Below are 9,681 nucleotides of genomic sequence, written 5' to 3'. Positions count from 1 at the left end.
CGTACTGGACGTACTTGGGCTTTCGGCCGGTGCGGCGAGAGTGCGTGCCGGGCACCGCGACGCCGCGGACCTCCGTCAGACACCCCCTAGTGCTCTGACCGCCGCTCAGGCCCCGTACGAGTCCCAGACGGCGAGCAGCAGGGCCACCACCAGGCACAGCCCCGCCGCGCCGAAGCACAGGCGTACCGCCGCGGGGCGGGGCCGGGGCGTCACCGGTCGCCGCCGTCGGCCTCTGCCTCGGCGTCGCGGCGGTAGCGGGAGCGCAGCCACAGGCCGGTGGCCAGGGCCGCGGCCGTGGTGAGCCCGACGGCCAGGGCCACGTCGGCCGGGCCGTCCGCCGAGCCGACCGGCCGGGCCCAGGCCGCGGCGGCCGGGGTCAGCGAGAGGAGCAGCGCCCAGAGGAGGGCGGTGGCGCGGGCTGCGGGTCCTGGCATGAGTCAAGGGCATCCGCTCCGGCCCGCCCCGGCCAGCCGGGCCGTCCGAACGGGCTACGCCGCCCCGCCCGCCCCTGTCGGGCCGGCTATTGCGCGCCGTGCCGGGCGGCGTCCTTGCGGGCCAGGTCGCGGGAGCGGCGGGCCGGGCCCTTCCAGCCGCAGCTGCACACGGCCAGGCAGAAGGAACCGCGGTCGGTGGTGGAGGTGGTGTGCCCGGCGGTGGGCGGCTGTGGCTGGTGCGGCACGGCGGCGGTAAGCGGAAGGGCAGGCGGCGCTTTGAGGTGCGGATCCACCCCACCACGGTACCTGGGTCGCCACCGCGCGGGGAGCGCCGCGGGGCCGTGACGGGAAACCCCTGACCTCGTTAACCGGAGCGGGTGGGGGCCTCGGGCAAACAGCGGTCATGCGTTGGGGGTTGGCAGGCGATGGTGGTGCACCAGCACAGGCGGCGGCGCGAGCGTGCGGGTGGGGCGGCGGTGCTCGCCGTCGGCGTCACCCTGGCGGTCACGGCGATGGGCGGGTGCGCGCCCGCCGGCAGCGACGACCGGCCCCCCGCGGACGCGGCGACGGTGGTCCGCGGGGCCGCCGACGCACTGACGAGGACGGGCAGCGCCCGCGCCCGTACGGCCATGGAGATGGCCACCGGCGGGACCAGGGTCACGATCCGCGGCGAGGGCGGCGTCGACTTCAAGAACCGGATGGGCCAGCTGCTGGTCATGCTCCCGGCCGATGTGAAGGGCAAGGCCGAGCACCGGCCCATCACCGAGCTGCTGGTCCCGGGCGCGCTCTACATGAAGAACCGGGGCGCGGGCGTCCCCGACGACAAGTGGGTCCGGGTGGACACGACGACCCTGGCCGACGGGAACCTGGTCACGGGCGGGGCCACCGATCCGCTGGTCGCGGCCGAGCTGCTGCGGGGCGCGCAGGAGGTGACGTACGTCGGGGAGACCGAGGTGGCCGGCGCGAAGGTGCGGCACTACCGGGGGACCACCGACATCGGGAAGGCCGCGGGGAGTGCGTCGGCGGAGGCCAGAGGGGCGCTGGAGGCCGCGGCGAAAGGGTTCAGCACGGACACCGTGCCGTTCGACGCCTACCTGGACGAGGAGGGACGGCTGCGGAAGGTCCGCCACCGGTTCACCTACGTCAACAATGGCGTGATCGATGTCTCGTCGACCACGCTCCTGTACGGATTCGGGACGCCGGTGACCGTCGTATTGCCCGCAAGCGCGGACATTTACGCCGGGAAGATCGCCGACTAGCGGTGCGGTCGGGCCATGCCGGGTATCCGGAAATGGTCCATCCGTGTCATGCGCCGCGCCCCCTGGCCTCCCTACGCTGAGAAGCCGAGCGCCGACGACCGAACACGGCAGATTGAGGTGACACGCGTGACTCCCGCAGGCGGTACGACGGTGCAGGATCATGTGGCGCTCGCCGAGATCGAACTGTGCGGTGAGCTGATCATCGCGGCCTCGGCGGCCGCGGAGGAGCGGTTGAGCCAGGACCGGATCGACGAGGTCCTGATGGGCATCTGGTCCGGCTGACCGCCGTGTACCGGGCCGCGGCCCCCGTCCCCGCGCAGCGGGCTGCCCCGGCCTGCGCCGGGAAGGCCTCGGGGTGAGGCCGGACCCAAGATTCGAAAGAGACGGTCAGAGCACTAGGTGCGCAGCAGGCGGGCGATGGCCTTGGTGGCTTCCTCGACCTTCGCGTCGATCTCCGTGCCGCCCTTGACCGCCGCGTCGGCGACGCAGTGGCGCAGGTGCTCCTCGAGCAGCTGGAGCGCGAAGGACTGGAGCGCCTTGGTGCTCGCCGAGACCTGGGTGAGTATGTCGATGCAGTAGACGTCCTCGTCGACGAGCCGCTGGAGGCCGCGGATCTGGCCCTCGATCCGGCGCAGCCGCTTGAGGTGCTCGTCCTTCTGATGGTGGTAGCCGTGGACGGCGCCGCCGTCGTGGGAGCCCTCCGCCTCGATGGTCGTCATGCGTCCTCCCGTGGTCGCAATGAGGGGTACAGGGGGTATGTGCCTACCGGGTTGCACACCCGGTGCACACCGTGCATACCCCTCATGGGTATAGGGTACCGGGCCCCGGCCGCACGGGCAGGGGTCCTTGTCCCTCACTCTGCCTGATGGAGGACACTGGGGAACCGCCGGTTAGCCGTGGCCGGGGGATGCGCCTAGCATCAGCCTGACCGAATCCAATGCACCCCGAGGACCTCACGTGCGATTTCGTCTGACCCCCAGGGAGACGAGCTTCTACGACATGTTCGCCGCATCCGCGGACAACATCGTCACGGGCTCCAAGCTCCTCATGGAACTGCTCGGAGCGGACACCTCCGCCCGGGCCGAGATCGCGGAGCGGATGCGGGCTGCGGAGCACGCGGGAGACGACGCGACCCACGCGATCTTCCACCAGCTCAATTCCTCCTTCATCACGCCGTTCGACCGCGAGGACATCTACAACCTCGCCTCGTCGCTCGACGACATCATGGACTTCATGGAGGAGGCGGTCGACCTGGTCGTCCTCTACAACGTGGAGGAGCTGCCCAAGGGCGTCGAGCAGCAGATCGAGGTGCTGGCGCGCGCGGCCGAGCTGACCGCCGAGGCCATGCCGCACCTGCGGACGATGGACAACCTCACCGAGTACTGGATCGAGGTCAACCGCCTCGAGAACCAGGCCGACCAGATCCACCGCAAGCTGCTCGCCCAGCTCTTCAACGGCAAGTACGACGCCATCGAGGTGCTGAAGCTCAAGCAGATCGTCGACGTGCTCGAAGAGGCGGCCGACGCGTTCGAGCACGTTGCGAACACGGTGGAGACCATCGCGGTCAAGGAGTCCTGAACCTCGTGGACACCTTCGCTCTGGTCGTGACCATCGGGGTCGCGCTCGGCTTTACGTATACGAATGGTTTTCACGACTCCGCGAACGCGATCGCGACGTCCGTCTCGACGCGTGCGCTGACCCCGCGCGCGGCGCTGGCGATGGCCGCCGTGATGAACCTCGCCGGCGCCTTCCTGGGCAGCGGGGTCGCCAAGACGGTCAGCAAGGGCCTGATCGAGACGCCCCACGGCAACCGGGGGATGTGGATCCTGTTCGCGGCGCTGGTCGGCGCGATCGTCTGGAACCTGATCACCTGGTACTTCGGCCTGCCCTCGTCCTCCTCGCACGCGCTGTTCGGCGGCATGGTGGGCGCGGCGCTGGCCGGTGGCATCGGGGTGCTGTGGGACGGCGTGGTCGAGAAGGTCGTCATCCCGATGTTCATCTCGCCGGTCGTCGGTCTGGTGGCGGGTTACCTGGTGATGGTGGTCATCCTGTGGATGTTCCGCCGGGCCAACCCGCACAAGGCCAAGCGCGGTTTCCGTATCGCGCAGACGGTGTCCGCGGCCGCCATGGCGCTGGGCCACGGTCTCCAGGACGCCCAGAAGACGATGGGCATCGTGGTGATGGCCCTGGTCATCGCCGACGTGCAGGCAGCCGACGCGGCGATCCCGATCTGGGTCAAGGTCGCCTGCGCCGTCATGCTGTCGCTGGGCACGTACGCGGGCGGCTGGCGCATCATGCGCACGCTCGGCCGCAAGATCATCGAGCTGGACCCGCCGCAGGGCTTCGCGGCCGAGACCACCGGTGCCTCGATCATGTTCGGCTCGGCGTTCCTCTTCCACGCGCCGATCTCCACCACCCACGTGATCACCTCGGCGATCATGGGTGTGGGCGCGACCAAGCGGGTGAACGCGGTCCGCTGGGGCGTCGCCAAGAACATCATCCTGGGCTGGTTCATCACCATGCCGGCCGCGGCCCTGGTCGCCGCGGTCAGCTTCTGGATCGTGAACCTGGCCTTCGTGTAGCGCGCTGCGTCCGGCGCGCCGCGTGCAGCGCGCCGCGTGCAGCACGGGACGGAACGAAAGCGGGCCGGCTCCCCCCACCCAGGGGGAGCCGGCCCTTTTCTTTCTTTCGCCTTGCGGTGGCACCGCCATGCAGCACCGCAGGACGTCGTCACATCTCCCGGTCTAGCCGAAGCGGCCGGAGATGTAGTCCTCGGTCGCCTGCACGGACGGGTTCGAGAAGATCCGGTCCGTGTCGTCGATCTCTATGAGCTTGCCGGGCCGGCCGACCGCCGAAAGGTTGAAGAAGGCGGTGCGGTCCGAGACGCGGGCCGCCTGCTGCATGTTGTGCGTCACGATGACGATCGTGAAGCGCTCCTTGAGCTGGCCGATCAGGTCCTCGATGGCGAGGGTGGAGATCGGGTCGAGGGCCGAGCAGGGCTCGTCCATCAGCAGGACCTGCGGCTCGACCGCGATGGCGCGGGCGATGCACAGACGCTGCTGCTGGCCGCCGGAGAGGCCGGAGCCGGGCTTGTTCAGGCGGTCCTTGACCTCGTTCCAGAGGTTGGCGCCCTGTAGGGACCTCTCCACGATGTCCGCGAGCTCGGACTTCTTGAAGGAGCCGTTCAGGCGCAGCCCCGCCGCCACGTTGTCGAAGATCGACATGGTGGGGAAGGGGTTCGGGCGCTGGAAGACCATGCCGACCGTACGGCGGACCGCGACCGGGTCCACGCCGGGGCCGTACAGGTTCTCGTCGTCCAGGAGCACCTTGCCCTCGACGCGGCCGCCGGGGGTGACCTCGTGCATGCGGTTCAGGGTGCGCAGGAAGGTGGACTTGCCGCAGCCGGACGGGCCGATGAAGGCCGTCACGGAGCGGGGCTCCACGGTCATCGAGATGTCGTCGATGGCCTTGTGGCTGCCGTAGAAGGCGGACAGTCCGCTGACGTCGATTCGCTTTGCCATGAGGGGTCACTTCGCTTTCGTGAGTCGCGTCAGCGACCGGTCTTCGGGGCCTTCCAGCGGGCGATGCCGCGGGCCACCAGATTGAGGATCATGACGAAGGCGATCAGGACGAGCGCTGCGGCCCATGCCCGGTCGTAGGAGGCTTCACTGCCGACCTTGTACTGCTCCCAGATGTAGAGGGGGAGCGAGGACTGGGCGCCTTCGAAGGGGTTGCCGTTGATGAGCTGGGAGCCGAAGACCAGCAGCATGATCGGCGCGGTCTCGCCGGCGATGCGCGCCACTGCCAGCATGACACCGGTGGAGATGCCGCCGATGGCGGTGGGGAGCACGACCTTGAGGATCACGCGCCACTTCGGCACACCGAGGGCCAGCGCGGCCTCGCGCAGCTCGTTCGGGACGAGCTTGAGCATCTCCTCGGTGGAGCGGACCACGACGGGCATCATCAGGATCGACAGGGCCATGGCGCCCGCGAAGCCGGAGGGGCCGAAGCCGAGCATCAGGTTCCAGGTCGTCAGGATGAACAGGCCCGCGACGATGGAGGGGATGCCGGTCATGACGTCGACGAAGAAGGTGACGGCCCTGGCGAGCGAGCCCCGGCCGTACTCCACCAGGTAGACGGCGGTCAGCAGGCCGATGGGCGCGGCGATCAAGGTGGCCAGGGCGACCTGCTCGATGGTGCCGAGCAGCGCGTGGTAGACGCCGCCGCCCTGGTCGAAGCTGGTCACGCCGTTCATCGAGTGGCTGAGGAAGTTCCCGTCGAGGAGCGTCACGCCGCGGCTGATCGTGGTCCACATCAGGGACAGCAGCGGGACGACCGCGAGGAGGAAGCAGACCCATACGACGGAGGTGGCGACGCGGTCCTTGGCCTGGCGGCGGTTCTCGACGACCGCGCTGGCGGTGTACGTGATCGCGACGAAGAGCAGGGCCGCGATCAGGCCCCACTGGACCTTGCTGTGCAGGCCGAAGACGAGGCCGGTGCCGCTTCCGAGGGCGAGCGAGAGGGCTGCGACGGCGGCCGGCACCCAGCGGGGCAGGCCGCCCCGGGTGAGTCCGGCGGGTGCGGCGGACTTCGGGGCCCGGGCGGGCCGGCGGTCCTGGAGTGCGTGGCTCATCAGGCGTTCGCCCCCGAGAAGTCCTTGCGGCGAGCGATGATCAGCCGAGCTGCACCGTTGACCAGCAGGGTGAGCAGGAAGAGGACCAGACCGGAGGCGATCAGCGCGTCCCGGCCGAACTCGTTGGCCTCGTCGAACTTCGCCGCGATGTTCTGCGCGAAGGTGCCGCCGCCCGGGTTGAGGACGTGGAACGAGATCAGGAAGCTCGGGGACAGGACGGTCGCGACGGCCATGGTCTCGCCGAGCGCGCGGCCGAGGCCGAGCATCGAGGCGGAGATGACACCGGAGCGGCCGAAGGGCAGCACGGACATCCGGATGACCTCCCAGCGGGTCGCGCCGAGGGCCAGGGCGGCCTCCTCGTTCATGCGCGGGACCTGGAGGAAGACCTCACGGCTGACGCTGGTCACGATCGGCAGGATCATGATCGCGAGCAGGACGCCGACGGTGAAGAGCGAGCGGGCGACGCCGACCTGGGTCTTCTCGAAGACGTAGGTCCAGCCCAGGTACTCGTCGAGCCACAGGTTCAGGCCGGCCAGCTGCGGGACGAGGAACAGCGCGCCCCAGATGCCGTAGATGATCGACGGCACGGCGGCCAGCAGGTCGACCACGTAGGCGAGGGGCGCGGCCAGCTTGCGCGGCGCGTAGTGCGAGATGAACAGGGCGATGCCGACAGCGATCGGAACCGCGATGACCATCGCGATGATCGAGCTGACGACGGTGCCGAAGAGCAGGACGGCGATGCCGAAGACGGGCGGGTTGGCCGACGCGTTCCAGTCGAAGGTGGTGAGGAAGTTCCCCTCGTTCTTCGACAGGGCGATCGAGGCCCGGTAGGTGAGGAAGGCGGCGATCGACGCCATGATCACCAGCAGCAGGATGCCGGAGCCCTTGGAGAGCCCGGCGAAGATCTTGTCACCGGCCCGGCCGGTGGATCCCTTGCTCCTGGGGACAGGCGGAGCCGTGTCTATCTGGGTGGGTGTCGTGGAAGCCATGGTCTTTCCGGTCTGTGTGGGGGGCAGGCCCCCTGGCGGCGGTGCACCGGATCCCCCGGGTGGAGGGGGAGGGTCTCGGGTGCCGGGCGGTCGGACGGATCCGCCCGGCACCGAGAGGTCGGGGATCGATCAGCCGAGCTTGCTGATGGCCTCGCGGACCTTGGCGTTGATCTCGGCCGGGATCGGCGCGTAGCCGTTCTCGAGGAGCACCTTCTGGCCCGCGTCCGAGGCGGCGTAGTTCAGGAAGGACTTGACGGTCGGCAGGGTCTCCGCCTTGTTGCCCTTGTCGCAGACGACCTCGTAGGTCACCAGGACCAGCGGGTAGGCGCCCTCGGCCTTGGTGGTGTAGTCGAGCTTCAGCGCCAGGTCGGAGCCGGTGCCGGCGATCTTGGCGGCGGCGATGGCCTTGGAGGCGTTCTCACCGGTGGCCTTGACGGGGGCGGCGGCGCCCGTGTTCAGGTCGACCGTCTTGATGCCCTGGGAGCTGGCGAAGGAGAGCTCGAAGTAGCCGATCGAGCCGTCGACCTGCTTGACCTGGGCGGCGACACCGGCGGAGCCGGACGCGGCCTGACCGCCCGGGGCGGCCCACTTCTTCGCGGCCTCGTGCGGCCAGGCGTCGGGAGCGGCGGCCTTGAGGTACTTGGTGACGTTCTCCGTCGTGCCGGAGTCGTCGGAGCGGTGGAAGGCCTGGATCGCGGTGGAGGGGAGCGTGACGCCGGGGTTCAGCTTCTTGATCGCCTCGTCGTCCCACTTCTTGATCTTGTCGTTGAAGATGTTGGCGACCGTGGCGGCGTCGAGGTTCAGCTTGTCCACGCCGGCGACGTTGAAGCCGAGGGCGACGGGGCCGCCGACCATCGGCAGGTTGATGCCCTGGCCACCGGTGCAGATCTTCTTCGACTCCTCGACCTGCTCCGGCTTCAGCGCCGAGTCGGAGCCGGCGAAGCCGACGGTGCCCTGGTTGAAGGCGACGATGCCCTCACCGGAGGAGGACGACTTGTAGTTCACCTCGACGCCCGGGCAGGCGGCCATGTAGTTCTTCACCCACAGCTCGACCGCGTTCTTCTGCGCGGACGAGCCCGAGGCCAGCAGCTTGCCCTTGGCGTCGTCGCACTTGATGTCGCCGGCGGCGGCAGCGGACGGCTTGGTCGCGCCGTCGGTGGTCTTCGTGTTGTCGTCCGAGCCGCACGCCGTGAGGACCAGGGCGCCGGACACGACGAGCGCCCCGAGGGCGGAGGCACGAAGCATGCTCTTGCGCTGAAGCTTCACTTTCGGGTGTTCCTTCCAGAAGCCGCCGGCCGCTTTCTGTATCGGGGCGGCGTGCGAAGAGGACTACGTCTTGTGCGGGGCTGAGCTGCTCGTACCCCGGGCGGCTCTCACCTTGCACAGCCGAAACTAGTCAGATCAGGTGAAGCGGCCGACCGGCCCGAGTGAACGGACGGTGAACCGTGGCGGACGACCCGGTGCGGTCCGGGGCGATCGCGCGCCGCCGCAATCTTCCGTTATCCCGCCGTTATTCCGGCGTGATCGCGGGCGCCCGCGCCGGCCGGGAGCCAGATCTGCCGGAAGTCGAAGCGGGCGGACTCCGCCGCGTGGCGCTGGTCCGCGTGCAGGATCCCCAGGGCGTACGCCGTGGCCGGGGCGATGCGGGGGGTGCGGGCGGCCGCCGCGGAGGCGGCCGCGGCCTCCGCGGCGTCCCGGTGGCGCTCCAGGGCCTCGCCCGCGGCCGACGCGCGGGTGACGTCCTCGCCCAGCGCCTCCCGCGCGTACCGGTGGATCCGCAGGAGGCGGCGTACCTCGTGCCAGGGCCCGTCGCTGTCCTCGTCGTACGGGTGGGCGTCCTGTGCCGGGGGCAGTGCCGCGACCGCCGCCGACAAGCGGGTTTCGGCCACCGCGGCCAGCGGCACCAGGACGTCCTCGACGCGGCCCCGGGCCGCGACGGGATCCAGCGGGACCTCCGAGGCCAGCACCGCCACCGCGTCCGCCACCGCGTGGAAGCGGGCGGAGCCGAGGGCCTGGAGGGTCGCCGAGTGGGCGCGGGTGCGGGCCAGGGTGAGCCGGCGCTCCAGCAGCGCGCCCGCGCGCGCCGAGCCCACCGTGAGCGCGCCGGACGTACCCCGCGGCGCCGGGACACCGGCCGCGCCCGACAGCCGGTGCAGCGCGTCCAGCAGCCGCGTCAGCCGGGCGGCGTACGCGTGCTCGTCGGCCAGGGTCGAGGACAGCCACACCAGCTCGGTGCGCAGCCCGTCCGCCCAGGAGGACTCGGTGACCACCCGGAAGGTGGCCAGGGATCCGCTGATGCGGCGCGCGGCCCCCCGCAGGCCGCGCCCACCGCCCGCCGCCCGCCTTACCAGCCGCCTTACCGGCGC

General features: G+C 70.3%; 12 protein-coding genes. 4 read left to right on the top strand and 8 right to left on the bottom strand.

Annotated elements, in window-relative coordinates; genetic code table 11:
- Positions 1-209: 209 nt before the first annotated feature.
- Complete coding sequence (locus AB0D44_RS33700; protein ID WP_362598508.1) at positions 210-434, bottom strand: hypothetical protein; 225 nt, start codon at positions 432-434, stop codon at positions 210-212.
- Positions 435-520: 86 nt separating this feature from the next.
- Complete coding sequence (locus tag AB0D44_RS33695) at positions 521-679, bottom strand: hypothetical protein (RefSeq protein ID WP_362598505.1); 159 nt, start codon at positions 677-679, stop codon at positions 521-523.
- Between the two features lie 180 nt (positions 680-859).
- Between AB0D44_RS33695 and AB0D44_RS33690 the strand changes: the two genes are divergently transcribed.
- Both AB0D44_RS33690 and AB0D44_RS33685 read left to right on the top strand, forming a co-directional pair.
- On the top strand, positions 860-1,693 hold the full coding sequence (locus tag AB0D44_RS33690; protein ID WP_362598502.1) for a hypothetical protein: 834 nt from the start codon (positions 860-862) through the stop codon (positions 1,691-1,693).
- A 126-nt stretch (positions 1,694-1,819) separates the two neighbouring features.
- Positions 1,820-1,975 (top strand): hypothetical protein, encoded by a 156-nt coding sequence (locus AB0D44_RS33685; protein ID WP_199808149.1) that lies wholly within the window; start codon positions 1,820-1,822, stop codon positions 1,973-1,975.
- 113 nt (positions 1,976-2,088) lie between these two features.
- On the opposite strand, the gene AB0D44_RS33680 is transcribed toward AB0D44_RS33685, so the two are convergent.
- The gene (locus AB0D44_RS33680) at positions 2,089-2,412 is read right to left on the bottom strand and encodes a metal-sensitive transcriptional regulator (protein ID WP_362598499.1); all 324 of its coding nucleotides are present in this window, start codon (positions 2,410-2,412) and stop codon (positions 2,089-2,091) included.
- Between the two features lie 238 nt (positions 2,413-2,650).
- On the opposite strand from AB0D44_RS33680, the gene AB0D44_RS33675 reads away from it, so the two are divergent.
- The gene (locus AB0D44_RS33675; RefSeq protein ID WP_362598496.1) at positions 2,651-3,271 is read left to right on the top strand and encodes a DUF47 family protein; all 621 of its coding nucleotides are present in this window, start codon (positions 2,651-2,653) and stop codon (positions 3,269-3,271) included.
- A gap of 5 nt (positions 3,272-3,276) precedes the next feature.
- Positions 3,277-4,275: an inorganic phosphate transporter gene (locus AB0D44_RS33670; protein WP_362598493.1), complete on the top strand. Its 999-nt coding sequence runs from the start codon at positions 3,277-3,279 to the stop codon at positions 4,273-4,275.
- Between the two features lie 162 nt (positions 4,276-4,437).
- Here AB0D44_RS33670 and pstB read toward each other — a convergent pair whose 3' ends face one another.
- From pstB to AB0D44_RS33645, 5 genes are all read right to left on the bottom strand, one after another.
- A complete protein-coding gene (gene pstB / locus AB0D44_RS33665) occupies positions 4,438-5,214 on the bottom strand; it encodes a phosphate ABC transporter ATP-binding protein PstB (protein ID WP_362598490.1) in 777 nt (258 codons plus the stop codon).
- A 29-nt stretch (positions 5,215-5,243) separates the two neighbouring features.
- Positions 5,244-6,326, bottom strand: coding sequence for a phosphate ABC transporter permease PstA (gene pstA / locus AB0D44_RS33660; RefSeq protein WP_362598488.1), 1,083 nt, complete (start codon positions 6,324-6,326; stop codon positions 5,244-5,246).
- Positions 6,326-7,315 carry a phosphate ABC transporter permease subunit PstC gene (pstC, locus tag AB0D44_RS33655; protein WP_362598485.1) on the bottom strand — a complete coding sequence of 330 codons (990 nt, stop codon included), beginning with the start codon at positions 7,313-7,315 and terminating at the stop codon, positions 6,326-6,328. Before pstC ends, pstA begins: the two co-directional genes overlap by 1 nt.
- A gap of 129 nt (positions 7,316-7,444) precedes the next feature.
- Positions 7,445-8,581, bottom strand: a complete 1,137-nt coding sequence (pstS, locus tag AB0D44_RS33650; protein ID WP_362598482.1) for a phosphate ABC transporter substrate-binding protein PstS — start codon at positions 8,579-8,581, stop codon at positions 7,445-7,447.
- Positions 8,582-8,814: 233 nt separating this feature from the next.
- The coding region (locus AB0D44_RS33645; RefSeq protein WP_362598479.1) for a CHAD domain-containing protein at positions 8,815-9,681 on the bottom strand (867 nt) is incomplete at its 5' end.

The organism is Streptomyces sp. NPDC048349, from assembly GCF_040651925.1.
In the GTDB taxonomy this organism is placed as follows: Bacteria; Actinomycetota; Actinomycetes; order Streptomycetales; family Streptomycetaceae; genus Streptomyces.
The sequence above is the reverse complement of the archived record's forward strand: the minus strand, read 5'-3'. Positions and strand labels throughout refer to the sequence as shown.

What these genes read in the sequence shown, in the direction of transcription:
- pstA (WP_362598488.1), bottom strand. Translation starts at nt 6,326, where the DNA reads ATGAGCCACGCACTCCAGGACCGCCGGCCCGCCCGGGCCCCGAAGTCC.
- AB0D44_RS33700 (WP_362598508.1), bottom strand. Translation starts at nt 434, where the DNA reads ATGCCAGGACCCGCAGCCCGCGCCACCGCCCTCCTCTGGGCGCTGCTC.
- AB0D44_RS33690 (WP_362598502.1), top strand. Translation starts at nt 860, where the DNA reads ATGGTGGTGCACCAGCACAGGCGGCGGCGCGAGCGTGCGGGTGGGGCG.
- pstC (WP_362598485.1), bottom strand. Translation starts at nt 7,315, where the DNA reads ATGGCTTCCACGACACCCACCCAGATAGACACGGCTCCGCCTGTCCCC.
- pstB (WP_362598490.1), bottom strand. Translation starts at nt 5,214, where the DNA reads ATGGCAAAGCGAATCGACGTCAGCGGACTGTCCGCCTTCTACGGCAGC.
- AB0D44_RS33680 (WP_362598499.1), bottom strand. Translation starts at nt 2,412, where the DNA reads ATGACGACCATCGAGGCGGAGGGCTCCCACGACGGCGGCGCCGTCCAC.